Here is a 23989-nt window from a genome sequence, read left to right as displayed (position 1 = left end):
AACAGAGGGCCTAACCTTAGGTCATAATGGATAACTGTAGCCTTCATTTTTTTCAGATGAGCTATAGACCTGATGAGATTTAAAGTGGAGGTTTTGGTAAGTTTCTCCGTTTTTCATACGGCGGTTCCTCTTCTGTCTGACGTAATAGTATGGACCCTGCCACTTTAACGAGGCTTCATAAAGAGCCAGAATGAGAGTGTTTAGTTTCATTCAAAAAAGTGGAGGATCCATAATGAATAATATTAAAGTATTAGGAATAGATTTAGCAAAAAATGTTTTCCAGCTTCATGGTTATCCAGTAGGTCAAAGACGAACTCAAAGTTTAATGAAAGAGGCGCAAGTTTTTGTTCGTTATCGCAAGAAATATAAAGTGACAACAAATAGCAATCATAAACAACCGGTTTATGAAAACGTTTTAAATAGACAGTTTGATGTTAAAGAAGCAAATAAAGCTTATGTATCCGACATTGCTTATGTCTGGACTCAGGAAGGCTGGCTTTATTTAGCGGTTGTAATGGATTTATTTTCAAGAAAAATAGTGGGTTGGAGTATGGGCTCTCGAATGAAAGCAACATTAGTCTGTGATGCTCTGAATAGGGCTATTTGGCAGCGAAAGCCATCAGCAGGACTCGTTATTCATTCAGATAGAGGAAGTCAGTACGCAAGTTACCAATACCGTAACTTATTAGCGAGTAAAGGTTATATTGGCAGTATGAGTAAAAGAGGAGACTGCTGGGATAATAGTGTTATTGAAAGTTTCTTTGGTCGTTTAAAGCAAGAGCGAGTTCAATGGCGAAATTATCAAACTCGATGGGAAGCCCAACAGGACATTTTGAATTACATCACCATGTTCTATAACAGCCACAGATTGCATTCTTATTTAGGATATTTAAGCCCAAATCAATTTGAAAAACAGAGTGATTTTTTAATGAAAGTTGCTTAACTGGGGTGTAACATTTTGGTTGACCACGTCAATAAGCCCAGATAGAGATATCTGGGCAATTGATTCTATTAGCCTAAAATATTTATTGTTAACCATATGCCAGACAATTACCATTTATCCAACAGCTAGATACAGTAAGGCTATAGGTGCATTGTCCCACCGGAACTGTATTAGTATTGGTTTGGGGATTGATTACAGGAGTTAATAGACCAAAATTATCGCCTTCTATCTCACGTTTAAACATGGCAATAGAATTCTCTTCATTTTGGCTGCAGTGCTCAGTATTTGGGTAAGCATAACCGTTAACAGCATACCCAAATTGCCCATTTTGGCTAAAAATCATTCTATCAATGATTCCCATACCTCCTTGCACTGAAGCAGGGGTAAGTAAGCTTAATGTACCATCATTAGCTATACCTATCATATAAATATTGCCGGCAGTTGTAGGGACATAGAGATTTCTTCCATCAGGAGACATACTGAAATTAACTGGCCTGTCCTCATCAACTCCTCCAACATTAAGTGGAGTCTGAGCTAATAAAGTTCCTTGGACTGGGTCAATTTGATAGCTATAAATAGCACCGGCACATATTACATAGAGAAATCTATTGTCCGGAGACAAAATCATATTAGCAGGATTTTGTCCAGTTGGGACTTCTTGAAGATAAGTTAATAAGCCTGTTGCTGGGTCTACTTTAAAAGAAGCAATAGTGCTGGAAAGATTAGGGTGGGCATAAAGATTTCGAACATAAGCAAATTGTCCACCACTCGCAAAGATAAGTGACATTGGCCACTTCGCACCGTACGGTGGAACATTATTATTCGTACTTGGTATGGTTTGAATGTTCTTTAAAGACCCTAATGGGCCGTCCATTACATTGTAATTAATTTGATATACGCCAATGGTATTATCGCCAGAATTAGGTATGTATACGAATTTACCTTGAGGATCGACAATGGGATTCTGTACATTGTTGCCAGCGGCGACAATGTAATTATCAGGTAGCAACTCTAACATACCAGTTGCATCATTTACCCTATAGGCAGTAATGGTACCAGCTGTACCATTTTTATTGTTGTAATTCCCTATATAAGCATATTGACCTGAGGGAGTAAAGGCTAATGAACCCGGCGTATTTCCTGGGTTTTGCATGAAGGTAAATGAAGTTAATGAAAAATTTGACTGATCAATAGGAGATGCACCTAATGCGTATCCTTTTAGGTCTTTATCCCACCCTGATCCATATAAAAAATTTCCTGAAGGGTCTATTGTCAAAAGACCTATGCCATTGGTATTGATAACCGGTTCTGTAAGCGGTGTTAATAATCCAGTTTGGGGATCAATATTAAACATGTAGATGTATCGATTGCTCCCACTTGGGGCATAACTACTAGCTGCGTAAATAACTTCCGGGCCGACAAAAAGAGGTTCAGCGAATACCTCCCCTATTCCATTTGCAGTTATTACCGTACTGATTAAAATACTAATCCAATTTTTTTTATCTAAATTCATTTTTAATTCCCTAAAAATTTATCCATAGTTTTATTAATAGGCCTAGGGCTCCGGAACTCGCGCTGTGACGCAAAAACGCCAAATATATGAGAGTATTCATCTAACTGTGTCAGCTAAGAAAAATTAACTTAACTCCCAGTTCAAACGTCCTTCAAAAAATATTTATAGCTGAGAGATAATTAAGGCCCAATTGTGCATGGGTTGATTCCATTTTTCCATTACTTTTTGGCAGGCACAATAAATAAGCTTAATAAGCGCGTTTTCACTGGTAAAGGCCCCTTTGTTTTTTGTGTATTTACGTATTTGGCGATGAAATCCTTCAAGGAGATTTGGGTCGCGGATGCCGACCGTTATCGGAACCTTGATGACGATCTTCCACTAGACTTCGAAGCCAATCGTGAAAACTATTATCAAGATCTCGGTCAGACTACAAACACAATGGCTTTTGTTGAACAACTACGTAGCGAAATGGGTTCAGCACTGGAATTACTTAATCGAGAGATACCGAAAAATCGCAAGGTGCGGATCTTATCTCAGGGTAAAAACCGGATATCCATTACGCCACTCACTCCGCAACAAGAGCCAATGAATCTGGCTTACCTGAAACGTGAGATTACCGGTCGATGGCCTATGACCAGCTTGCTCGATGTGTTGAAAGAAGCCGACTTGCGGATTGGGTTTAGCAACCATTTCAAGACCGTAGCAAACCGAGAAAACCTTGACCGCCAAAGTTTACAGCAGCGGATCTTGCTATGCCTCTATGGCATGGGAACCAACACGGGATTGAAACGGATCAGCGGTAGTCGCCATGGGATCAGCCACAAAGAACTGCTCAATGTGCGTCGCCATTTTATTCACAAAGCTGCTTTACCAATGCTATTGAACAGGTTGCCAATGCGATTTTTACTGCTCGTACCCCATCGATATGGGGAGAGGGCACGACCTCCTGTCCCTCAGATTCCAAGAAATTTGGCTCCTGGGATCAAAACCTGATGACTGAATGGCACATTCGATATGGTAGCCGTGGCGTCATGATTTACTGGCATGTGGAAAAAAATCGACCTGCATCTACTCGCAGCTAAAACGCTGTTCCTCGTCGGAGGTGGCTGCCATGATCGAAGGTGTTTTGCGTCACTGCACTGACATGGAGATTGACCGGCAGTATGTTGATAGTCACGGCCAAAGTGAGGTCGCTTTTGCTTTCTCCCATTTGCTAGGGTTTGATTTGTTGCCACGCCTTAAGGCGATAGCCAGCCAAAAACTCTATCGGCCCGGGGACTATAAATTTGGTGATTACCCAAATCTGGAGTCGATACTGACACGTCCTATTAACTGGGAACTAATCATCCAACAATATGATGAGATGATCAAATATGCGACCGCGCTCAAGCAAGGCACCTCCGATCCAGAAGCTATACTGCGCCGTTTTACGCGAAATAACATTCAACATCCCACGTACAAGGCGCTTGCCGAATTGGGCAAAATGGTCAAAACCATTTTCCTGTGCCGATACATTGATTCTGAAGAACTTCGTCAGGAGATCCACGAAGGGCTGAATGTCGTAGAAAACTGGAACAGCGCAAATTCATTCATCTTTTATGGCAAAGGTGGTGAAGTCGCGACTAATCGACTTGAGGCTCAGGAGTTATCGGTGCTGGCACTGCATTTGTTGCAAATCTCCCTGGTATACGTTAACACCTTGATGATTCAGCAGGTGCTTAACGAGCCAAACTGGTTGTCACGAATGAAATTGGAAGATCTCAGGGCATTGACGCCGTTAATCTACTCTCATGTGAATCCCTATGGGGTATTTGAACTGGATATGAATACGAGATTACCCATTGAAGTTGCCGCTTAAAAGTTGGCGGTTATCGCAGCTACCCGGTCACTACCCCTTATAGTATGAGTTTCAGGAGGATAAACCCAAAGTTACCCCCTATCACTTACAACTTGACAATGTAGCTAAATTTAATTAAATATGAATTTTATTTTTACAGTCTTGTCCATGCCACTTATTACAGATTTTTCTCACTTCCTAGAAACAAAAGTTCTAAAAAAAGAATCGGGACTTTTTTGCAAGTTTGGTTTACCCATTATTCCACAAATACAACACGGACAAGTATGCAAATTAAATGCTTTAAGTGTTGTCATGAATTCTTTAAATCAATTCAGAGGAATGCCAAAGCCATTGCCTCTTAGAAAAAATAAAGGTGAATTTACCTATTCTCTGCGTCAGCATGCTAAAGAAAAATATGACTCACAAGTGGGGGAAGTATATAGTGCAAAAATTTTGGCCTCCATCGCAAAAGATAATGGGTTCGTAAACTCTAGCATTTATAGGGAAGATAAATTTGCAAATTATGTAGCGAGGATTATTTCATCTATAGGAAACGATGAGGCGCCTATTATTTTTATTGATATCGATAAAGACGGAGAACCAACTAATTTATCGGGTAATCGTGAGCATGCAGCAGTGGTTGCAGGATATTTTTTTAGTAAGGAAAATGAGCTATGCTTCATAGTTAGTCAATGGGGAAATTATTATTGGATGAAAGCCAGCGATGTTTATATGTCGACGAGTCAACTTTCCGAATCTCGCGCTCCTGAGGTGTTCTTCAAATATGATATAGGATGGCATGATGTCTATTCTATGAAATTTCATCCTCCAGAAATTTTTGTAAAACCCCCTTCAGAAAAAAGAAAAGCAAAAGAATTACCTCCAGAGGACGGAGGTTTAAAGAATAAAATTTTAGTCATACATCATCCATCAAAAATTCTAAACAAAAATTCATTTTGGTCTAACCCTCACTCGCTAACAACAAAAGAATCGGAGAATCTTTTGAGAAGCGATTTGATACGAAAAAATATACCTTATTCTGGTTCTAATGTAGGGCTCTTTTAGGCCTATCGCTCCGGAACTTGCGCTCTGACGCAAAAATTTAAATATCAGGCGGGAAAATCCTCTATAGGGTTTAATTACATAACTGGGGCAAATGCGAATTACCACCCGATAAATAGCTCTTAACTTGACGGTGCCGCCACGGGCAACGCGGTGAAATCCGGAAACGATATAAGGAAGGTCAGGAAGATCAGCTTGGTGCATTGGGTTTGGTGATCAACTCCTTGGCATTATGGAACACAATTTACATGCAGGAAGCCAAGTGTTGGACTTACAGATTGATGCACTTATGGCGGAAGGCATTGAAGAAAATCATATTTACCAAGATCATGCATCCGGCAAACAGGACGGTCGTCCAGGGCTTGATGCATGTCTGAAAGCACTGAGAACTCCTGAATAACTCAAATTAGTAAAACCGTTAGTTTCTGTTCAAATGCTCCCGCTAGTCCTAGTGTTGGACTTCATCGACCTTGCGGCAGTATTCTGAAAATTAATGCATTACCTATACATATGGCATCCAAACTGATGCTGGATTTCATGGGATAATGATGCTGCAAATTACCCCACAACATCGGTTATTACTTGCGGTTGAACCGGTTGGCTTCAGGCAGGGCATAGATACCCCAAAGAGCGATTTCGTACAATTGAGCGTATCTTTGCCTGGGAAGACAAGTTTAAACGCTTGGAGCATCACAGCGCTTACCATTACGGCATGAAAACCATTGCTTACACCATGATTAACTTGCGCCATTTCTGCAATCCATAACTGGCTCAGGAAATCTCTATTCTTTCCCAGGGGGACAAAGTATCCCGAGATGTCGCTCGCCTCAAGCAAAGTTAATATGAATAAAAATGGAGCGAAGTGATTTAAATTCCACTATTCAAGTGTAGGCGACTTTCTAAAACAAAGACTGTCTAATTAATAGGACCTATTTTGTGACAGGTCATTGGTAATTACTAGCAACGAGTTGATTGTAAAAAGTCATTTTGGTTGGCATCGTTTCTGCGTAAGTACAGCTGATACCGTTAAGCAGAGTGAGAACAAATAATTTAGTTAAAATTTTTTTATTTGTAATACGGAACATTTAATATCCTTATTTATTAACTAAACAGTGATAACTTATAACTATTGGATTAAAGAGCCCTAGATATGTAGTTTACCCTATTATATTCTCATGCAGAAATCAGTTCTCAAAATTTCATCTTGTAATTTTTGAAACTCTGCTCTAGCTCATTTTTATATTTTTTAATTCATTATAAATCATTTGACCCCAAATTCTGACACTGATGGGGTCGTCACCCATAATATAAATTATTTATCCCATTGCACTGAGCATAATGGCAGAAAAATCATTATTATAAGCAGCATTAATCGTATCACCTGTACAGTCAGTTGTATAAACATTCATTCCTGTAGATAAATAATCAATGTGCATAAGGCATTGATCACCATCAGCAGAGGAACCAGGATCCTTAACTGTCAATTTAAATACAGAACTGCTTGGGTAATCTGAACTTGAAATGAATAATTGCTGGTTATAGGCAATAGGATTTGGGCCGCTGATTTCCCATCCTGAAGGGGCTTGTATTGTGATCTGTGCATCATCATGCAATATCCAGTGATTCATTACTGCGATAGAAGTTGATGCTGCATATGTACCACTGGATATAAGAGTAGAGAAACTAAGAGCATATAAAACTTTTTTTAAATACATATAAATCTCCTAAATCTATTTAAAATCCTTTACTCCTGTAGGGAAATGGAATCAAAGGAGGCAGGTCCATTTAATAGCGTTACTAGTTATAACACATACCCCTGATTAGATGAAACCCTAAATTAATTCGTCATTATCTAAATCATTTTCATTGTATTTTTGTGACCTGATTAAAGAAAAATGACAATAATATGGTCCTCTAAGATCTTCAATAATTATATTTTTTAATATGCTGAAAGTTATTGTGACATCAATATTCTTCATAACATTATCAGCAATTTTCTCATGCAGTGCTTCACGTTCTGCAATCGCACCAAAAGGTCTGCTATTAATTACCTTTGCTGATACCAATCATGGACCAGAAGGTGAGTTTAAGTAGATTGATAAATATACCATTGAATCAGCTATTTTCGATGAGCAGTTTTATCATAGTGGCCAACCTGCTGAGGAAAATAGTCAATTGGTATTAAAGGAGGGGTTCAGTATTCTCTCTGATAAAAGTGATCAGTCTGGCAATCAAGTCATTTTAGCGCAAAAGAACGGAGGACTTAGGGGCGTAAATTCTTCTTAAGAAAAATTCTTGAATGCTCATACCAGTAATTTTTTATTTCATCTATGCGTTTCATGATCATTTTTTAAATAAAAAGGCTCTGCTTGAAAATCCCAGGTATCCGTAACTTAAAGGTGCCCAAATATCAGGGGAGCTTAAGATCGCCAATTTCTAAACTTATAAAGAATTGTATCCTGGGTTAGAACTGTATTGAAGAGAAGCACTATTGGGTCCAACCTCCTTAGGCTCACTAGCCCAAAAGAGATGATTAGAATATTCGGTTAAACTATTTAGATGCTCTTCAGCACCATTCTCACTGCTATCAGAAGCTCCTCCATGGAATTGATCTAATGCCTCAAAAAATATTGAATGCGCAGATAAAGAATAGTCTTGAGAGAAATTTTCTTCTGGATTTTCCTGAAATAATAACTTCCAATTTTTATGTCGAGTTTTGAGAACTTGGATTAGTGCATCAATAGAGTAATCTTTGAAATTTTCTTGCTCAAAGTTAGCTAGTAATTCCTCTTTTATAGAAGCATCGTCTATTGATTGGAGCGTTTTTTCTAACATAATTCGTTGATGAATTGAAAAATTTGAAGTGATAGTTTCTCTAATGATAGTCTCAAAAATTTCAAAGGGTGTTTCTGCAATTTTTTTAGTAATTGCTAATTTTTCTTGTTGGAAGGGCTCAGAGGTTACAAAGCTAGGTGGCAATGTATCTTCACACACACCGTGATAATGCTCTTCCACAATATATGGAATTTGCTTTAAAGCAAGGAGGGTTAATGGCTGGCTTAACATCTCAAAATCAAGCGCTTCAGCCATATCTAGACCGAAAGCCAATCTTATACCGGCGCTATTTGCTAAGCCAAAATTGCCAGAATGTGTATCTGTTTGTCCAATAAAATACCAAATGATAAATACTGATATTAGTCCTTGAATAGTAGAAGGGCTTTGATCTTTTACATCCTCACAACCTTCTGTAAAATTTCTTATCTTACGACTTGCTATAAAAAATTGTTCTCCTTCTTGTACGAGCTCCATTTCTAAACCATAGCCCATTAATTGCTTAAAGATTTTAGCGCAGGCTAATTCAACTTGTGCTGCATATTCGCTGCGTCGAAATAATAAGAAAAATTCATCGTCAAATAATGAGTTTTCTATAGAAGAAAAATTAGCCGTTGCGGTATAGCCATAATTTAAACCTTCATCTATATTTCCAAACTTTAATTCAATATTTTTGAAATCGGAAAAATTTTTATAAGGCATGAGGTGTCTCAATTAAGAACAAAGTAGGCGATTTTAATCCCGTCCTGAAATTTGGTCAAACTATGAAATTGTCCTATACAGAACAAATGGAGCTAATAGCCCTCAAAAAATTTGGTGGTTGTTTCTCTAGAGTAAGAATAGCTATTGTTTGAGGTAATTTTCTTGCAATTGAATCAATTGAGTCTGAGCCATCTGAGTCCCATTGGTTACTGGCAAGTTTTGGCAATTAGATTAAATGATTATCGTACCAGATAGCTTGATAATGTTATGCAAATCGTAGGGATTGAGTGAAGTTGTACCTAGAAATTATTTCGCAGTAATTTGCATAAGGCTAACAGATGGCCCCGTCAAGTTAACTTTTGAATCTTCAAAATAGTAGATTTATCGAATTTTAGGCGCAAAGCAGCTCAATGGCAGCAGCCTTCCAAATGTCTTTGGCCGATTGAAATTGGAATCTTCGCTGGTGGGCTGGTTTGGTGTATCGACCCACGACGACAGCAAAGAGATTCCTGGTGCTCCCCATGAGTGCGATGACGCTCTGCGCCCCTGCAGGTGATTTAAAACGAATGAGGCATTTTTCTTTTCTACGCGTGGGCTGATGGGCATTTTCTATCCGATTATTGAGCCTCTTTTGCGAGCGATGTTCGACCCCTTTGCACATCTGGCGAACTGGTTTCATGTAGCTCCTGAGCTTGTCCGTTACAATCACCCGAGGCTTTGGATAGGCATTTAATAAACGAGACAGAAAGCGGATGGCTGCGCCGCTTTTGCAGAAATACATCCAGTTTATAACCCTCATCATCCACGGCACGCCATAGATAATAAGACTCACCTCGAATGCTTAGTTGCTGCTCATCTAGATGCCATTTATCCGATGGTTTGGGCGCTCGCTTCTTAATGACGCACTTAAAATGAGCACCAAATTTAATGCACCATTGGCGTATCGTCTCATAACTGACGTTAATACCTCGATACAGCAAGCGCTCCGATACATCCCGGTAACTGTCATTGAATCGATGATAACTCCATACTGCGATGCTGATTAGCTCCAATGAGTAACGGTATCTTTTCGGCTTCCTTTCTAACATCGCGGTCTTCCTAAATAAAATACAGTCTAGACCAAAAGTTTAATTGATGATGCCAAAACTTTCTTAGAGTGAGCTTATTTTAAAAAATAATCTATAAAATCAATATGTTATTTCAGGTCTGATTATCAAAGCAATCAGACTTAGTGTAACTTTTGGAGAATCTCGCATGAAGTGCGACAAACCTCTTCTACAAGCCTGCAGAAACGTCATGATTTGTACTGTGTCACCTTCTGAGTCCTTCGGCGTACAGGATGTCATTTTTAATGTGGGTTAGGGCTTAAGTAACCAATTGCTTGATTAAATTCATCACACAGAAAAGAAATATCCGACTCATATTTTTTACTCTCTTCGTAAATTTGAAGAACAAATTTATCTTCTTCAAATTTTATAGTTGCTACCCCTGGGCCTCCGTCCTCAACTCTAAAAGATATCGCATTAAAAGATAAACCATTAGGTCTAATTTGTAAGCGTTGAAGTGTACTAATGTCAGGATTTACATGATTAAATAGCGACAGGCTCACATGAGAGATATTAAAATGAGCTAGGTGAATCAATATATTAGAATCCATGTATTCTATGCCAATACGTAATTTAGAATTAGATTTAGAATTTGCAAAAGCAATTAAATTGTTATATAAATTATCTAGTTGTTCTTCTGTTATCACAATTTATCTCCATGGGTTTTAAATGGTTGAGTTAGGATAACGACACAAAATTAAGTGGTTCTTAACAATGCATGAATAGTTAGAATGGGGCATTCTTCTTTGGAATGAATGCTATCTTTCCGCAAGAATGCATATTATCAATAGAATTGCTGCCTCTTACCTAGTTTATTAATTCCGGTCACTAACCTGTCGAAAACGTAGAATAAATCCCATTACTAATTGGAATCTTGGATCGGATAGCTAGGCTCAGCCTCCCAAGCCCGGCTTCCACACCACCGTACGTACGCTTCCGTATACGACGGTTTATACAAATTTAACGTTGATTTTGGGGTCGATTCAGAAAACGGAAATTAAAGCACGCTAAGTCGGTTTCTGAATCGGCCCCTTTAATACCCTTCTCCTCACCTCCTCCACATGGCCCCAATATTCTTAAGCCAATTCCAGATCTTGAGCGATACTCAGTGGAATCAGCTTACCTTCTGTCATTTCTTTTACAATTCTTTGCACTAATTTGTTCATTTTATGCTATTATGTAACATATGGTGCTTTGGGAGATTTTTATGAACATTGAATCCAAACCTAGCGAAAGCCAAGTTCTAGCTACAGCTTTAGATAATTTAAAAAACATACTAGATATTTCAAATAATGATATAAGTGAAATTATCGGGATGCATCGCAATACCCTATCACGTTCATTGAGTAACAAGAAAATTGATTATAAAAGCAAAGAAGGAGAATGTTCTTTGTTGTTGATAAGGGCCTATCGCTCTCTGTTTGCATTAAATGGCGGCAATATAGATGCAATGAAACATTGGCTAAGAACAAATAATCGACATATTCAAGGAGTCCCTCTGGAAGCGATGAAAACAGTTTTGGGTTTATCTCGAGTTGTTAACTACTTAGATGCTATTAGAGGAAAGATTTAATGGTTGATATTTGGTTAAAATCAGAAGGAAAAAATCATATAAAGCCTTTGATGGCAAAAATTTATCGATTAGTTGAATCCCAAGAACAAATTGCAACGTTGGGATTAGTAAACGATGTATATGAGCAAGGTGTATTAGAAGAGTTAATAGAGTCAACCAAAACCCCATTACCTACTGATACAAGCTCGTTACATTATTTACTCACCACCCCATTTCGCTATCCACCTCTAAAATATGGCTCTAGATTTGGAACAACATTTGAACAAGGAATGTTCTATGGGTCACTAAATATAAGCACAGCTTTATCTGAAACTGCTTACTATAGGTTTGTTTATATGCTTGGCCCAGAAACACCCTATGCACATCCAATATCAAATCAATACACATCTTTTTCGGTAAAAGTGAGAAGCGACAAGGGGATTTTTTTAGATCAAGCTCCATTTTCAAGATACGAGTTAGTTTTAACCTCACCCTCATCTTATATTGAAACACAACAACTAGGTACAAATATGCGCGAATCTGGTGTAGAAATATTTCAATTTATTTCTGCAAGAGATAAAGATAAAGGAAAGAATATAGCTCTATTTACTCCTAAAGCTTTTCAAAGTAAGGCACCAGCCCAGATGACAACATGGCTGTGCCAGACAAGTATTGAGGAAGTAGGATTCATGGCAAAAGAAACACAGCAAAGAACATCATATGTTCAAAAGAATTTCTGGGTTGATAACTCCTTCCCTTCGCCAGCCACTTAATTATTAAATTTCCAATAGGTAATTAAAACGGGGGGTTTATTTACTATGCCCATATCTTTATATAGCCACTTGAAGTTAAGCATAAAATTAGTAACCATATGTGGTTAATTATTCTAAGTTAAGATGTTATTGATTTAAATAAGATAGTTAACTTGGACACAGTTGTGAATCAGACACCCTAGAGCCTGAGCTAAATTACTTGAACGCTGATCTTTCTGAAAGATTGCAGAAAGATCAGTGTACATTATAGTTTATTAGACTAAAGGTTTTAATTTGAACATCCACTGGATGCCTCGGACAAGCTGAGGCACGTAGGCGGTGGGAGCCAGTTGTCAACACACACTATTAAAATCATTTGATTTCTCTATAATCCGACACCATAAGGCGAACTCTCAACTTCACTTGTTTGCATTGCAACTGGATAGGCTACATGAAAACGCATTTGTTGATGCTTTGCTGAAAATTCACAAGTTTAATTAGGTAACGTCCCTGAAGTTTTTTTAAACACCATTTAACTCTTTTTTGAGCACAAATTTTAAACATCACCTCGATCTCCCCCCTCTCCCGCGCAAGGAATTAGAGTAGTATTATGATATTTTTCGCGGGATGAGGGTTGGGGAGACGGAATGTCACGGATGGTCATTGATGACGAGATGCGGTCTCGTTTGGAAAAATTACTTCCAAAGCCAAAAGGACGTCATGGTAAAGATTATCGTCTATTTATGGAGGCAATATGTTGGATGCTTCGTACTGGTGCTGCATGGCGAGATTTGCCACTAGACTATGGTCACAGGAAAAATGTTTATAATCGTTATAACTATTGGTCGAAAAAAGGTTATATCACCGCAATATTGGGGGAATTAAAAAAAAGATGGCGATCACGAATGGCACATGCTTGATGGTTCTGTTGTAAAAGTGCATCAAGATGCGCTGAGAAGCAGCTATGACAAAGCCGCAGAGGCTATTGGCTCTAGTGTTGGTGGGCTTAGCACTAAAATTCATGCTAAAGTCGATTCATTCGGACAACTCGTCAATATATTATTAGCTCTAAAGTAGCGCGGACATGATAATTTCGAGGATAGAAGGCATTTGCTGAAAAACATCGTGATTCCAAAAGCGCAGGACCTTAAAACCATGTGCCATTAACCAATCTGTGCGCTTCATATCGTCAATTTGATTATCTCTATGTTGACCGCCATCAAGCTCGATAATCAGTCGTTTTTCAAGACAAACAAAATCAACGATGTATGTGCCTATTGGTACTTGTCTCTTGAATATAAATCCAAGTCGATTAGCTCGAAGATGATACCAAAGATGTCTTTCAGCATCTGTACTGTTTTTCCGTAAATCGCGAGCGCGTTGTCTTAGCACAGATTTGCCCACTTCCCTCTCCCCAACCCTCATCCCGCGAGAAATATCATAATACTACTCTAATTCCTTGCGCGGGAGAGGGGGCAGATCGAGGGGATGTTTAAAATTTGTGCTCAAAAAGAGTTAAATGGTGTTTAAAAAAACTTCAGGGATGTTACCTATTAATTGCTAATTATTTATAAGTAGGGTGTTTATTTTGTGACTGATTATCTTTTAAACATTCCTTAACTAACGCATCTGCCATATCTTTAGATTCACTCAGAACTAGTTCAGTATCATCAATTAGAGATAAAAGTTTTACTTCTCTTTTTTTCCAGTAGGAATCGGAATCATAATCATCAGAATAGATTATTTGCATTGACTTTAGGGCTTTAGCGTCTTTTATTTCTAACATTTGCTTGGCGAAACCAATATAAGCAAGCAATTTTATAACCTCCTGCTCAATCATTTCATCTTTGGCTGAAGGTTTGGACAAAATAGTAATATAGGTATCGATGTAAAGCAGAAGTCCTGCAACGCCATACTCGATAGCTGCTTTGCCTGCGTATAAAAGTGAAGACCTGTCATCCCCTCTCTCCAATGCATCTCTTACACTTCTTTCTAATTTATTAAAATCAGTCTCATTTATCATATATGAGGCAACTCCGAAGCTTCTCAGATAAGTTGGCTCATTGTAAGAGTATTTTTCATTTCCAGATGCCGGTCCAAAATATTTCATTGCAGCCTCGCAGCTTTAGGTTGATCTAAGGATAATTGGTTCAAGGTGAGAAGAGCAGTATCAAGAGACTTTGCATCAGTAACTTTTACATCACCTAATATACCATATAGCTCATTAGTAAAAGCATCTCTTCCTCTAAAGGCAGAAGAAAATAAAAACTCAAAGTCAGAAGCATGGGCCGATTTACATACTTCTTGTATTTTTTCAAGCCTATCATAGACATTCATACCAGAATTACCAAGAATTTGCTCAATTGCAATTACATTTTTTGGCTTATCGCCTGCTCGAGTTAATTTTTCCCAATTTGTAGTTTGGATAAGATTTGAAATAGAGTCTAATAACTCATTTGTTTTCTTGGAAATTGCTGTGCCTTCATAAATAATACCCTTAAGCTCTGACTCTGTCATTTGTCTAACATCACCAAGCGCCGGCACCACGATTCTTTGAAAAACTGCTGGGATAATATTACCTACTTGATCACAGATTGAAGGTTCAATAACAGCTGATTTTCTATGCATTTCATCTCGATATTGATCATATTTCTCGAAGTAGTTATCTTCCAAACCAAAGGCTTCTTGGTATTCCTTTTTATAAGTATTCCATAAAGTAGAAGATTGACAGTTTATATTAATTGCTGGGGGCATATGATTCCAAGAGGCTCCAACAATCTTGTCTCCAAGCATCTTGTGTTTATCAACTTCCTCTTGTTCTAAATGATTATATATATCTAGGGATTGTAAGGCCATGGCATGTGAAAGAGCAAATACCGGACAGCTAATATTGTCTTTTTGGATATTGTCTCTATTTGTTTTACCTTCAGCATAATAAACTCGCTCTATGCCCTCAATACTAGAAAGTTTTGTTAGTAAAGGAATAAATCTCATATCATTTGCCGCATCAAGTACTAACGCTTTTGCATGCCCCTGCTCATCTATTTCAAGATCAACTGTTGTGTAATGAGCACCGGATTTCACAATAAATTGATAGCGTCCAGGCTTAGATTTATCATGATTCTTTAGCGTTTCATTTATTACTTCAGCAAAATTGTCATTTTGAACAAGAGTAATTGGATTTTTATTCGGATTAACCCTATTATGATTATGCAAAATTACCTTGATACCCTCGGCATCAAGCCCAGCATCATGTCCTTTTTTTAGCTTGGATAATTGCGCCAATAATTTATTTCTTAGAGGAAAAGGCATGAAAATTGTCAATTTTTACTCTACATTCTTTAAATATAGCCTAATCCTTAGAATGTATTATTGGGGCTCTTAGCATAAGCTATCCAATCAGTAATAACCTAAGCTCACTCTTTGCTCCTTTGGCGTCGTAATCTTGCTCTGACTGGTTATGGATTGAAAAAGTAAACAAATAAACTTATCTTTTTAAGAGATCAATTAATATTAAGATACCTAATGACGTGGATCCACCAGGGATGCCAGGCAAAGATGGGGTGCAACAAGCAATGGACGGATCCGTGACTTTACAGCAAATAAGCGTGGATTGATTATTTTCCCCAATTAACCTATTGATTTTATTACAACTGCTAGTTACCCTTGCTGCCCCCAAGTGGAGCATGGTTACTAAATGACACCAGCAAAAGACTTACCAATGGTCATTGAAAAATCACAAGATGAGATTGAGCAAATTATTGCATCGGTGCACTCATCAAACTTATCTGAGGGAACAAAACTTTTTGTCATTGGGTGTATTAACCTGGCTTCTTGGATTCCCAGGGTATTGGTCGAGCATAAAATCACTGTATCCAATTTAAAACGTCTTATCTTTGGCAAAGGGGATAAGGCTACGAAACAACAAGACAACTCTCTAAAAAAAGAACAGAATAACACCGCTCCAGAAGAGCCCGCACCCAGCACATCAAATGATGAGAGCCATGAGCCCAAAGCCCCCAAAGGACACGGAAGACTACCACATACAGCCTACAACAATGCAGTCGAACACCATATTACTTTGGAACAGCTAAGCGCAGGCCAACTTTGCCCATTTGACTGCGGTGGCAGGCTTTATCGCATTGCCCCTGGAATTATCGTTAACATCTAGGGACAGAATCTGGCATCGATTGATAAATACTGGGTTGAGAAGCTACGATGCGCTTTATGCAATGAGCTCTTTAGTGCCGATATTCCCACCCATGTCCACAAAGAAAAATATCATCCAAGTTTTAAAGTCATACTAGCCTTACAAAAGTACTACATGGCTATGCCATTTCATCGACAAGAATATTTTCAATCGCTCATTGGCTTTCCCATTCCATCCTCTACCCAAAGGCAATTCATGGAAGAACTAATGAATACCTGATTGCACTCCAGGTTTACAAAAACCAAATTGTTAAAGAACCTAAAGCCTGGCTTCCCTGGAATTACGAAAACACTTTGGCTTTACTAGAATCAACACGAGCAGCATGAGAAACACTTAACCAGTCTTCAGGTAATCCCGCTTTGACTGGGTGACCTTGTGCCAATAAAATCATTAACTCGCAGGCACGAAGGCTTACTGAAGGATTACTTCCGGTTGGCCACCAGGCGAGCTTACCTCGACTGAAACGCTTCTGACATAACCAAAATCCACTGGCATCATACACTAAGAGCTTTATCGACGTGTGCATACGATTGGTAAAGACAAATACAATTCCACTGAATGGATCATTGAATAGCTTTTGCTTGCACAACGCTTTTAAGCCATCGATACCCTTTCTAAAATCAACCGGTTCAATGACCAATAATATCCGATGTTGAGAACTTATCTGAAGCATCGTTACCCCAAAAAATCCAGCATGAGCTTTGATACCATATTCATAGGTACTGCATTGATTTTTAGTGTACTGCCACAGGGACGAAGAAGTTCAAAAGTACAAAGATTGCCTTTATTGGATAAAAACGCTGAGTCACATGTCAAAGGCTTTCTCTCTAATTCAATAAAGTGTAATTCATCATTATCTAAAGGCAGTAATTTTTTCCTGATTTGGATTGGGCTGATGCCTAGATGAGTGCCGATTTTTGAAGGGGTATAATCACTTAATAGTTCTTTGACTTGCTCCCATAACTCATCAGGGATTTGCCCTCGCTTTGTTCGTGTCGCTCGCCAATTTCTAAATGCTTGTTTGACAGTGTCTAATTTATTTGTGCCATTTATCATTAAGTCGCCTCTTAAAATCTTCGAGGATATAGGCTAAACAACAGACCTGTCTTCAGTCACGCAGATTTGCCGAAAGTTCACAAATTACTTGAACGAAGATAAAAGATGAGCTTCATCTTAGATAAGCACGCCTTTTCTTATTTTTTATATATTACAAAATCAATGATCTGGATACTCACAAAAATCATTATATAATTTCAATCTGAAAATTTTGTTTTTTGTGCGATAAAACAATGAAAAATTATCATACTAATAAATTGACATTGTCTGAGTTTTATCCAGGTATTGAAGCCAAATGGTCCTATGACGAAAACTAGGAATAACACCTAATAAAATAGGACCCGATTGCGATATAAATATTGTCAAAAAAATGAAGGCCACATACGCGCCAGGCGTAAATATAATTGAAAAAATTTCATAATAATCACCATAAGACTTATAATGTTTAAGATCAATAAAAGAGCAAGGTATTTATAATGAGTAATTTCAAAATTTTAATGTTCAAGTTGATATATGCACCATCTACAATAACCCAGGAAAAGCAGTGGGTTAGATTTGAAGATTTTACTAGAACAGGTTTAGGAAAATACTTAATGTTAAGTGAAGAATAGTTGTAGAAAAGATTCAGGAAAATATCGGCGTTGTTTCATAAATAAAAATTAGATTGAATTCCATTCAAACGGCTTGAAGCAGATCATGGCAAGCTCAAACGACTCATCAATCCTGGAGAGAATTCAAGGGTTCTGTCGCGAAAATTTTTTGAACCTGATAATGTTGGCGGATTTTTCAGGATCAGCCCAGATGGTCAGCTTCAAATGGAAACACTTTAAACAGGATATGATATTGATGCTGGTCAGATGGTACCTTGCCTACGCTCTGAGCTATCGAGATATTGAGGAACTAGCTCTAGAGAGAGGACTGAAGGTTGATCATTCAACCATTAACCTCTGGGTGATTGAGTATGCCCCCCTTTTGGAGGAGACCTTTCGCAAGCGCTACAAGCGTGCAACAGGCCTTTCCTTACGGATGGATGAGACCTATATTAAGATAAAGGGTCAATGGATGTACCTGTATCGTGCAGTTGACAAAGAAGGCAATACAATTGATTTCATGCTATCAGAAAAACGTGATGAGGCAGCAGCTCGTGCATTTTTCTTCAAGGCTATTGGTTCAAACGGTGTACCAGAGAAGGTAACCATAGATAAAAGCGGTGCCAATAAAGCGGGTATTGATACCATCAACCGTACGCTGGCTCTCCTTTTCATGATGGGTGGTGTATTCCTTCAGATTGGTGTGAGGCAAATCAAATACCTCAACAATATCGTGGAGCAGGATCATCGGTTTATCAAGAAAATCACAAAACCCATGAAGGGATACAAGGCTTTCCATTCAGCTGAAGCGACCCTGGCTGGAATTGAACTCCATCATATGCTCCGAAAAGGACAGCATCTGCAGGCGGGAAATCAGTCTATTCTTGAACAATTCTATGGGCTTGTTGCATAAATTCGCCCAGCCTTTCTCCAGCCTGATTCTGAAAATTTTTCGCGACAGAACCGTTTTTTCAGCAACGAAGAGGGGATGTTAAGGTTAGAAGAGATATTTTCCTTTATTCTATAGCCTACACTTTAGCTAAATTTGATATAAAAGCAAGCAAGGCTGATTTAAAAGCAATTAGTAATAATTTTATAATGTCATATTTTAGGCGCTTATAAATAAAGGGGAAGTAATTCATGAAAAGCACGAATGGAACCTATAAAAAACTTTATCGTTCCCGAGATGATAAAAAAATTGCAGGTGTATGTGGTGGATTAGGAAACTATTTTAATATAGACCCAATTTGGGTTCGTATATTTTTTATCATTTTTTTTCTGGTTGGAGGGGCAGCCTTTATTGTATACGTCGTTTTATGGCTACTTGTACCTCTTGAGCCTTTAGCAGGAGATAAAAATATTATCAAACAGGATTCACTTTGATTTCTAGTAGCTGCAAATGAAAGACATACGTCTTACACATCTATTTGAGGACTTCAAACCTCTTCTAATGTGAATGAGTGATTAACTGTAAAAAGCGGTTAAAATGCAGATACTCTCTGCAATATAAGTCTAACTGTTTTTCACTCGTCGAACTGAGCAGACATCGAAGCTCAGGAATAAAATCAGCCAAGGTTTGTACAATCAATATATCCGAGGCGTTTTTCTCAACGAGCTGTTTTACCTGTTCATCCACGAGGCGAATTATTTCCTTTTCATGCTCTGAAAGCGTCATAAGCAATAACCTTTTTTACAGGTTCGGGGTAAATAATGACTCACAGACACATAGACCTCATCAAGCAAGTAAGGGGCTGGCTAGAGTGGTCTTGCTAGTCTACTCAACCACGGCCCCTTATAAGTTAATAAAACATGACTTTTGGTTATAAAAGTCTGACAGCGCCCCAAAAAGGTACTAATTCCAATTTTTGCGAAGAACCAAAGCAAGATAACTGCGAAATCCGGGATAGGCATTATTATATAATTCAAGTTGTTTGGGTTCTACTCGTTCAATCATGGAGAGCACTACAGGCGCGAACTGTTGAAGATTATTAAGAATATCACTGTTCGTATGCCCTTGATCAATCATCGCATTAATTTGGACATCAATCTTACCAATTAGTTTTGGATCTAATTTTGCAAATGACATTCTAATTTCCTGGGTGAACTATCCGTATTAAGAACACATGTATTTTATTAAATAACCAGACTTAACACAATATTTTCCGATTTATAATCAATTAAATCATGCCATTATGATAAGTCTGATTATAGTATTAATCAGACATTTTGGTTTTTTTGGAGAAACTTAACAGGATTTACTACCAATACAATCCTCTCTTCTCTTTAACCTGTTTTTAAACCTAGCAAAATAAACTCATCTGATTTGCCTATCATTTACGTATAGCTTCATTAGGCTTCAAACACTTAATAATTCCAAAGCCCCTATTACGCTATTATTGCTTGCCACAATAGTTTGGATTATCTTAACAGCCATATATCGTTAATTTCTCAGAGAGTGTAAAAGAGGGCTGGGTATGACTGAAGAGCTTCAAAACAATCAAAATATGAATATGCCCCAAAGTGGCAAAATTTCAAAGACTCTTAGAGCCGCCCTTCAAGTCTCTGGCGGAGCTATACCATTCGCTGGTGGAGTTCTTTCTACTATCGCAAGTGCATGGTCTGAAAGTGAACAGTCAAGAGCAAATCGTTTTGTTGAGCAATGGATCAGAATGCTCGAAGATGAGATTAGAGAAAAAGAACAAACAATAATTGAAATAATTGCACGATTAGATTTACAAGATGACAAAATTGCAAAAAGAGTAGAAAGTACTGAATACCAATCGTTAGTAAGAAAAACATTCCGAGAGTGGTCTGGCGCTGAAAGCATTGAAAAAAGATTATATATTAGAAATATTCTAGCAAATGCCGCATCCACTAATATCTCATCTGACGATGTTATTCGTTTGTTTATTGACTGGATAAATAAATACTCAGTACTACATTTTCAAATCGTCGGCGCTATATATAATAGTAAGGGTATAAGTCGCGGCGCCATTTGGGCAAAAATTGGTAAAGAAAAAGTTAGAGAGAATTCAGCAGATGCGGACTTATACAAATTAATATTCAGGGAGCTAAGTACTGGAGGAATAATAAGACAGCATCGCTATACTGATAACCAAGGTAATTTCATTAAACTAACACCAAGAAAAAGCAACCGTGATGATTCAATCTTAAAATCAGCCTTTGACGAGCAAGATTTATATGAACTGACAGAGTTAGGGCAACAATTTATACATTATGCTATGACCGATCTTCCGCCAAGAATTGGTTTTAATCCCGGATTTAATGATGGAGATGCGAATTAAAAACAATAAATTCGAAGAGATAACCCGCTTATTTAAAACACTACCTTTGATCATAATTGTTATTGAGCCTCAACCCCATTAATCGACATAGGATTAAAGATTGTCGGTGTTGCCGACATTTATGCTTGTTTTAATAGTGTATTGTCTTATAGCATTTACGATATAGCAAATCATAAGCTAGTGTTCTTGCACTTATCTATGGGCAATAGTTGCACCAGTGGTGCGACAATTTGAATTCATATAAAAGTTCTTGAATCATGCATTAATAATTAAATTAAATATTAGATACAGTCATCATTTTTCCTATCATCCAAAAAAAGCTCATGCAACTTGTCTTGTAATAATTTTTTATCTGGGAGCTGGATTTGATATTCTGCAATCAAAGCAGGCGACAAAGTTCTATTTAATGAAAACTCCACTACCTCTTTGTCTTTACTTGCACATAACAATAAACCGATTGCTGGATTTTCATGAGATTTTTTTACTGTGCGATCCAAGCCCTCTAGGTAAAATGACATCTTTCCAAGATACTCTGGCTCGAACCGCCCTACTTTAAGTTCTACAGCCACTAGGCAGTTTAGACCACGATGAAAAAATAAAAGATCTATCAAAAAATCTCTTCCGCCTACTTGAAGTGGATATTCTGTGCCAACAAAACAAAAATCTCTTCCTAGCTCGATAAGAAAATCTTTAAGTTTTGCCAATAATGCTTTATGAAAGTCAATTTCTTCATGGCCTCTTTCTAAACCTAGAAACTCAACCATATAGGCATCTTTAAAAGCATTTTTTGCCTCTGGGTAAACACTCTCTAAGGCACTTGAAACTTGCACGGGATTAAGTATTGCTCGCTCATAAAGAGCGGACTTAAATTGCCGATCTAATTCTCGCTTAGTCCAATGTTCTTGGATGCATTTGCGCAAATAAAATTCACGCTCTTCTTTGCTCTTGCTTTGGCCAAGAATAATCAGGTTGTGTGTCCATGGCAATTGTCGCGCCAACGGTGCAACAATTTTATCAGCGTGATAGGTTTCATAAAATTGCTTCATACGAAAAAGATTTGATCGTGTGAATCCACGGATTCCTGGCTGTGTTTTGGAAATATAATTCGCTAGGTGGTTAACAACACCATCTCCCCACTCAGATAAAGTTATTTTTTTACTAATGTACTCACCAATACGCCAATATAAATCAATCAGGACAGTATTAACTGCTTGATAAGCCAACTCTTTTGAGGAGTTAATTAAATTAAGAATTTCTTCAAAACTTTGTTCGTGGCCTAGTACTGGTTGAATATTATCCACCACTGCTCTCTTACTTCATTGGATTTTCTTTATTTTCTCACATGAGTAAGTTTCAATACAGTTGCAAAAAGTATAAAAATCCGGGGGCTGTCTCTTCATTTTCTCAGCCAGCCAAATATGACGTGGTCAACCAAATTGTTACACCCCAGTTAAGCAACTTTCATTAAAAAATTACTCTGCTTTTCAAATTGATTTGGGCTTAAATATCCTAAATAAGAATGCAATCTGTGGCTGTTATAGAACATGGTGATGTAATTCAAAATGTCCTGTTGAGCTTCCCATCGAGTTTGATAATTCCGCCATTGAACTCGTTCTTGTTTTAAACTCCCAAAGAAGCTTTCAATAACACTATTATCCCAGCAATCTCCTTTTTTACTCATACTGCCAATATAGCCTTTACTTGTTAATAAGTTACGGTATAGGTAACTTGCGTATTGAGTTCCTCTATCGGAATGAACAACGAGCCCTACTGATGGCTTTCGCTGCCAAATAGCCATATTCAGAGCATCACAGACTAATGTTGCTTTCATTCTGGAACCCATACTCCAACCCACTATTTTTCTTGAAAATAAATCCATAACAACCGCTAAATAAAGCCAGCCTTCCTGAGTCCAGACATAAGTAATATCGGATGCGTAAGCTTTATTTGCCTCTTTAACATCAAACTGTCTATTTAAAACGTTTTCATAAACCGGTTGTTTATGATTGCTATTTGTTGTCACTTTATATTTCTTGCGATAACGAACAAAAACTTGCGCCTCTTTCATTAAACTTTGAGTTCGTCTTCGACCTACTGGATAACCTAATGCATTTAAAGCATTCTTCATCCGGCGGCTTCTTTCTTATAGTCATTACTTTCTCCAGCTAAGTGCATTATCTCTTAACTGGGGTGTACAGATCTATTAGACCATATATGGACCCTGCCAGGCACCGCAAGAGGTAAATTTCAATTTTTAACAAAAATAGGTTGAGATGCAGTCATATATTCGGTTTTTAATAAGTGTTATAAATCACTCTAACCCTGATAGTATTCGCGCTCTTTCTCCTCATCACGTCAACGATCTTGAAAACGATCTTGGTCTAATACAGGTTTTGAAAGAGCTGGTCTTACCTATTTTGCTATCAATTTTGTCTACCTTTAGCAATCTCCAGAACAAAGTAACTTCTTGTTTTACTTACATCGCTTAATATTGCTGAATGTACTTTTTACATTCAGTAATATTAAGTG

General features: G+C 37.8%; 24 protein-coding genes and 6 pseudogenes. 13 read left to right on the top strand and 17 right to left on the bottom strand.

Annotated elements, in window-relative coordinates; all coding sequences use genetic code 11:
• Positions 1 to 253: 253 nt before the first annotated feature.
• Positions 254 to 943 (top strand): annotated as a pseudogene (locus BN1094_RS05440) (IS3 family transposase); the annotation flags it as partial.
• Between the two features lie 88 nt (positions 944 to 1031).
• On the opposite strand, the gene BN1094_RS05435 reads toward BN1094_RS05440, so the two are convergent.
• Positions 1032 to 2456: a lactonase family protein gene (locus BN1094_RS05435; RefSeq protein ID WP_043873280.1), complete on the bottom strand. Its 1425-nt coding sequence runs from the start codon at positions 2454 to 2456 to the stop codon at positions 1032 to 1034.
• Positions 2457 to 2618: 162 nt separating this feature from the next.
• Positions 2619 to 2786, bottom strand: a pseudogene (locus tag BN1094_RS20090) (IS256 family transposase); the annotation flags it as partial.
• Between BN1094_RS20090 and BN1094_RS20085 the strand changes: the two are divergent.
• The 4 genes and pseudogenes from BN1094_RS20085 to BN1094_RS19625 all read left to right on the top strand — a co-directional run.
• A pseudogene (locus tag BN1094_RS20085) lies at positions 2778 to 4314 on the top strand (Tn3 family transposase); the annotation flags it as partial. The pseudogenes BN1094_RS20090 and BN1094_RS20085 overlap by 9 nt on opposite strands.
• A gap of 147 nt (positions 4315 to 4461) precedes the next feature.
• Entirely contained in the window at positions 4462 to 5358 is an 897-nt protein-coding gene (locus tag BN1094_RS05425; RefSeq protein ID WP_245614192.1) for a hypothetical protein, read from the top strand.
• A gap of 137 nt (positions 5359 to 5495) precedes the next feature.
• A pseudogene (locus BN1094_RS20280) lies at positions 5496 to 5615 on the top strand (Tn3 family transposase); the annotation flags it as partial.
• Between the two features lie 2 nt (positions 5616 to 5617).
• The gene (locus BN1094_RS19625) at positions 5618 to 5755 is read left to right on the top strand and encodes a recombinase family protein (protein WP_342666462.1); all 138 of its coding nucleotides are present in this window, start codon (positions 5618 to 5620) and stop codon (positions 5753 to 5755) included.
• 135 nt (positions 5756 to 5890) lie between these two features.
• Here the strand turns inward: BN1094_RS19625 and BN1094_RS19620 are convergent, their stop codons facing one another.
• From BN1094_RS19620 to BN1094_RS05395, 6 genes and pseudogenes are all read right to left on the bottom strand, one after another.
• Positions 5891 to 6106 carry a hypothetical protein gene (locus tag BN1094_RS19620; RefSeq protein ID WP_043873278.1) on the bottom strand — a complete coding sequence of 72 codons (216 nt, stop codon included), beginning with the start codon at positions 6104 to 6106 and terminating at the stop codon, positions 5891 to 5893.
• Positions 6107 to 6671: 565 nt separating this feature from the next.
• Positions 6672 to 7070, bottom strand: coding sequence for a hypothetical protein (locus BN1094_RS05415; RefSeq protein ID WP_043873277.1), 399 nt, complete (start codon positions 7068 to 7070; stop codon positions 6672 to 6674).
• Between the two features lie 117 nt (positions 7071 to 7187).
• Positions 7188 to 7421 (bottom strand): hypothetical protein, encoded by a 234-nt coding sequence (locus BN1094_RS05410; protein ID WP_043873276.1) that lies wholly within the window; start codon positions 7419 to 7421, stop codon positions 7188 to 7190.
• A 376-nt stretch (positions 7422 to 7797) separates the two neighbouring features.
• Entirely contained in the window at positions 7798 to 8889 is a 1092-nt protein-coding gene (locus BN1094_RS05405; protein WP_043873275.1) for a hypothetical protein, read from the bottom strand.
• Between the two features lie 391 nt (positions 8890 to 9280).
• Positions 9281 to 9977 (bottom strand): annotated as a pseudogene (locus BN1094_RS05400) (IS6 family transposase).
• A 260-nt stretch (positions 9978 to 10237) separates the two neighbouring features.
• Positions 10238 to 10642 (bottom strand): hypothetical protein, encoded by a 405-nt coding sequence (locus BN1094_RS05395; protein ID WP_043873274.1) that lies wholly within the window; start codon positions 10640 to 10642, stop codon positions 10238 to 10240.
• Between the two features lie 560 nt (positions 10643 to 11202).
• Between BN1094_RS05395 and BN1094_RS05390 the strand changes: the two genes are divergently transcribed.
• The 4 genes from BN1094_RS05390 (at position 11203) to BN1094_RS19785 (ending at position 13376) form a co-directional block, all read left to right on the top strand.
• Complete coding sequence (locus BN1094_RS05390) at positions 11203 to 11568, top strand: MbcA/ParS/Xre antitoxin family protein (RefSeq protein WP_043873273.1); 366 nt, start codon at positions 11203 to 11205, stop codon at positions 11566 to 11568.
• Positions 11568 to 12320 carry an RES family NAD+ phosphorylase gene (locus BN1094_RS05385; RefSeq protein ID WP_043873272.1) on the top strand — a complete coding sequence of 251 codons (753 nt, stop codon included), beginning with the start codon at positions 11568 to 11570 and terminating at the stop codon, positions 12318 to 12320. Before BN1094_RS05390 ends, BN1094_RS05385 begins: the two co-directional genes overlap by 1 nt.
• Positions 12321 to 12946: 626 nt before the next feature.
• Positions 12947 to 13219 (top strand): transposase, encoded by a 273-nt coding sequence (locus tag BN1094_RS05380; RefSeq protein ID WP_052403146.1) that lies wholly within the window; start codon positions 12947 to 12949, stop codon positions 13217 to 13219.
• On the top strand, positions 13212 to 13376 hold the full coding sequence (locus tag BN1094_RS19785) for a hypothetical protein (protein WP_176695261.1): 165 nt from the start codon (positions 13212 to 13214) through the stop codon (positions 13374 to 13376). Before BN1094_RS05380 ends, BN1094_RS19785 begins: the two co-directional genes overlap by 8 nt.
• On the opposite strand, the gene BN1094_RS05370 is transcribed toward BN1094_RS19785, so the two are convergent.
• From BN1094_RS05370 to BN1094_RS05360, 3 genes are all read right to left on the bottom strand, one after another.
• Positions 13368 to 13724, bottom strand: coding sequence for an endonuclease domain-containing protein (locus tag BN1094_RS05370; RefSeq protein ID WP_043873270.1), 357 nt, complete (start codon positions 13722 to 13724; stop codon positions 13368 to 13370). The genes BN1094_RS19785 and BN1094_RS05370 overlap by 9 nt on opposite strands.
• A 139-nt stretch (positions 13725 to 13863) precedes the next feature.
• Positions 13864 to 14409: a hypothetical protein gene (locus tag BN1094_RS05365; RefSeq protein WP_043873269.1), complete on the bottom strand. Its 546-nt coding sequence runs from the start codon at positions 14407 to 14409 to the stop codon at positions 13864 to 13866.
• Positions 14406 to 15623: a YopJ family acetyltransferase gene (locus BN1094_RS05360; protein ID WP_141650425.1), complete on the bottom strand. Its 1218-nt coding sequence runs from the start codon at positions 15621 to 15623 to the stop codon at positions 14406 to 14408. The genes BN1094_RS05365 and BN1094_RS05360 overlap by 4 nt, the downstream gene beginning before the upstream one ends.
• A gap of 373 nt (positions 15624 to 15996) precedes the next feature.
• On the opposite strand from BN1094_RS05360, the gene BN1094_RS20080 reads away from it, so the two are divergent.
• Positions 15997 to 16470: a hypothetical protein gene (locus BN1094_RS20080; protein ID WP_245614190.1), complete on the top strand. Its 474-nt coding sequence runs from the start codon at positions 15997 to 15999 to the stop codon at positions 16468 to 16470.
• A gap of 319 nt (positions 16471 to 16789) precedes the next feature.
• On the opposite strand, the gene tnpB is transcribed toward BN1094_RS20080, so the two are convergent.
• Both tnpB and BN1094_RS20075 read right to left on the bottom strand, forming a co-directional pair.
• Entirely contained in the window at positions 16790 to 17182 is a 393-nt protein-coding gene (tnpB, locus tag BN1094_RS05350; RefSeq protein ID WP_043873267.1) for an IS66 family insertion sequence element accessory protein TnpB, read from the bottom strand.
• Positions 17183 to 17184: 2 nt separating this feature from the next.
• Entirely contained in the window at positions 17185 to 17565 is a 381-nt protein-coding gene (locus tag BN1094_RS20075) for a hypothetical protein (RefSeq protein WP_245614188.1), read from the bottom strand.
• Positions 17566 to 18366: 801 nt separating this feature from the next.
• Here BN1094_RS20075 and BN1094_RS05340 point away from each other — a divergent pair.
• Both BN1094_RS05340 and BN1094_RS05335 read left to right on the top strand, forming a co-directional pair.
• A complete protein-coding gene (locus BN1094_RS05340; RefSeq protein ID WP_043873763.1) occupies positions 18367 to 19068 on the top strand; it encodes an IS6 family transposase in 702 nt (233 codons plus the stop codon).
• Positions 19069 to 19295: 227 nt separating this feature from the next.
• Positions 19296 to 19538 (top strand): PspC domain-containing protein, encoded by a 243-nt coding sequence (locus BN1094_RS05335; protein ID WP_043873266.1) that lies wholly within the window; start codon positions 19296 to 19298, stop codon positions 19536 to 19538.
• A 64-nt stretch (positions 19539 to 19602) separates the two neighbouring features.
• On the opposite strand, the gene BN1094_RS05330 is transcribed toward BN1094_RS05335, so the two are convergent.
• Both BN1094_RS05330 and BN1094_RS05325 read right to left on the bottom strand, forming a co-directional pair.
• The gene (locus BN1094_RS05330; protein WP_245614187.1) at positions 19603 to 19830 is read right to left on the bottom strand and encodes a hypothetical protein; all 228 of its coding nucleotides are present in this window, start codon (positions 19828 to 19830) and stop codon (positions 19603 to 19605) included.
• A 177-nt stretch (positions 19831 to 20007) separates the two neighbouring features.
• Positions 20008 to 20241, bottom strand: a complete 234-nt coding sequence (locus BN1094_RS05325) for a hypothetical protein (RefSeq protein WP_043873264.1) — start codon at positions 20239 to 20241, stop codon at positions 20008 to 20010.
• Positions 20242 to 20629: 388 nt separating this feature from the next.
• Here BN1094_RS05325 and BN1094_RS05320 point away from each other — a divergent pair, with 388 nt between their 5' ends.
• Positions 20630 to 21460, top strand: a complete 831-nt coding sequence (locus BN1094_RS05320) for a hypothetical protein (RefSeq protein WP_052403145.1) — start codon at positions 20630 to 20632, stop codon at positions 21458 to 21460.
• Between the two features lie 281 nt (positions 21461 to 21741).
• Here BN1094_RS05320 and BN1094_RS05315 read toward each other — a convergent pair whose 3' ends face one another.
• Entirely contained in the window at positions 21742 to 22761 is a 1020-nt protein-coding gene (locus tag BN1094_RS05315) for a PDDEXK nuclease domain-containing protein (RefSeq protein ID WP_245614185.1), read from the bottom strand.
• Between the two features lie 149 nt (positions 22762 to 22910).
• Positions 22911 to 23597, bottom strand: a pseudogene (locus BN1094_RS05310) (IS3 family transposase); the annotation flags it as partial.
• Positions 23598 to 23989 lie beyond the last annotated feature (392 nt).

Source organism: Legionella massiliensis (assembly GCF_000756815.1).
In the GTDB taxonomy this organism is placed as follows: domain Bacteria; phylum Pseudomonadota; class Gammaproteobacteria; order Legionellales; family Legionellaceae; genus Tatlockia; species Tatlockia massiliensis.
This window is presented reverse-complemented; position numbering and strand designations above follow the sequence as displayed.

What these genes read in the sequence shown, in the direction of transcription:
- BN1094_RS05435 (WP_043873280.1), bottom strand. Translation starts at nt 2,456, where the DNA reads ATGAATTTAGATAAAAAAAATTGGATTAGTATTTTAATCAGTACGGTA.
- BN1094_RS05425 (WP_245614192.1), top strand. Translation starts at nt 4,462, where the DNA reads ATGCCACTTATTACAGATTTTTCTCACTTCCTAGAAACAAAAGTTCTA.
- BN1094_RS19620 (WP_043873278.1), bottom strand. Translation starts at nt 6,106, where the DNA reads ATGGCGCAAGTTAATCATGGTGTAAGCAATGGTTTTCATGCCGTAATG.
- BN1094_RS05415 (WP_043873277.1), bottom strand. Translation starts at nt 7,070, where the DNA reads ATGTATTTAAAAAAAGTTTTATATGCTCTTAGTTTCTCTACTCTTATA.
- BN1094_RS05405 (WP_043873275.1), bottom strand. Translation starts at nt 8,889, where the DNA reads ATGCCTTATAAAAATTTTTCCGATTTCAAAAATATTGAATTAAAGTTT.
- BN1094_RS05390 (WP_043873273.1), top strand. Translation starts at nt 11,203, where the DNA reads ATGAACATTGAATCCAAACCTAGCGAAAGCCAAGTTCTAGCTACAGCT.
- BN1094_RS05385 (WP_043873272.1), top strand. Translation starts at nt 11,568, where the DNA reads ATGGTTGATATTTGGTTAAAATCAGAAGGAAAAAATCATATAAAGCCT.
- BN1094_RS05380 (WP_052403146.1), top strand. Translation starts at nt 12,947, where the DNA reads ATGTCACGGATGGTCATTGATGACGAGATGCGGTCTCGTTTGGAAAAA.
- BN1094_RS19785 (WP_176695261.1), top strand. Translation starts at nt 13,212, where the DNA reads ATGCTTGATGGTTCTGTTGTAAAAGTGCATCAAGATGCGCTGAGAAGC.
- BN1094_RS05370 (WP_043873270.1), bottom strand. Translation starts at nt 13,724, where the DNA reads ATGAGGGTTGGGGAGAGGGAAGTGGGCAAATCTGTGCTAAGACAACGC.
- BN1094_RS05365 (WP_043873269.1), bottom strand. Translation starts at nt 14,409, where the DNA reads ATGAAATATTTTGGACCGGCATCTGGAAATGAAAAATACTCTTACAAT.
- BN1094_RS20080 (WP_245614190.1), top strand. Translation starts at nt 15,997, where the DNA reads ATGACACCAGCAAAAGACTTACCAATGGTCATTGAAAAATCACAAGAT.
- tnpB (WP_043873267.1), bottom strand. Translation starts at nt 17,182, where the DNA reads ATGCTTCAGATAAGTTCTCAACATCGGATATTATTGGTCATTGAACCG.
- BN1094_RS20075 (WP_245614188.1), bottom strand. Translation starts at nt 17,565, where the DNA reads ATGATAAATGGCACAAATAAATTAGACACTGTCAAACAAGCATTTAGA.
- BN1094_RS05340 (WP_043873763.1), top strand. Translation starts at nt 18,367, where the DNA reads ATGGTCAGCTTCAAATGGAAACACTTTAAACAGGATATGATATTGATG.
- BN1094_RS05335 (WP_043873266.1), top strand. Translation starts at nt 19,296, where the DNA reads ATGAAAAGCACGAATGGAACCTATAAAAAACTTTATCGTTCCCGAGAT.
- BN1094_RS05330 (WP_245614187.1), bottom strand. Translation starts at nt 19,830, where the DNA reads ATGACGCTTTCAGAGCATGAAAAGGAAATAATTCGCCTCGTGGATGAA.
- BN1094_RS05325 (WP_043873264.1), bottom strand. Translation starts at nt 20,241, where the DNA reads ATGTCATTTGCAAAATTAGATCCAAAACTAATTGGTAAGATTGATGTC.
- BN1094_RS05320 (WP_052403145.1), top strand. Translation starts at nt 20,630, where the DNA reads ATGACTGAAGAGCTTCAAAACAATCAAAATATGAATATGCCCCAAAGT.